This window comes from Mesorhizobium sp. M4B.F.Ca.ET.089.01.1.1 (assembly GCF_004022605.1).
Taxonomy (GTDB): Bacteria; Pseudomonadota; Alphaproteobacteria; order Rhizobiales; family Rhizobiaceae; genus Mesorhizobium; species Mesorhizobium abyssinicae.
Genome location: NZ_RZOS01001440.1, coordinates 1 through 441 on the forward strand (window position 1 = coordinate 1; position 441 = coordinate 441).

A 441-nucleotide genomic window follows, 5' to 3' on the forward strand; every position below is an offset into this window, starting at 1 on the left:
GCATCAACAGATGCTGGACGATCTTGTTGTCGATCCACTTTTTGCCGCTCGCCACCGCGTTCACGCATTCGACGAGAAAGCGGTTGCTGATGCCGTCAAGCACCACGCCATCGGCGTCGAGCGCCTGTATTTCCTTGATATCGAAGCCGCCGTTTTGCTGCAGGATGAAGACAATGCCGAGCGCACGGTGGGTGGCTCTCAGCCGGGAGGAAAGACTGGCCGTCTGCGGGTCCGCTGTGTCCAGGCCGACGATGACAATATCGGGCAGATGGCGCTCCACATGGGGGAGAACGTCAACAGCGCGGTGGCACTCGGCGACAATCTCGTGACCGGCCTTCCGCAACACCCACTCCAGACCGGCGAGATACACCCCCCGCGGGTCCGCGACAACCACTGTCGACATGCGAACACCGTCCGTAAAAAACGCAACGAACTTTGTTT

At 59.9% G+C, this 441-nt stretch carries 1 pseudogene; it reads right to left on the minus strand.

Annotated features, from left to right (window positions below):
* Positions 1 to 403: pseudogene (locus tag EN780_RS41245) on the minus strand (response regulator transcription factor); the annotation flags it as partial.
* Positions 404 to 441: the final 38 nt, after the last annotated feature.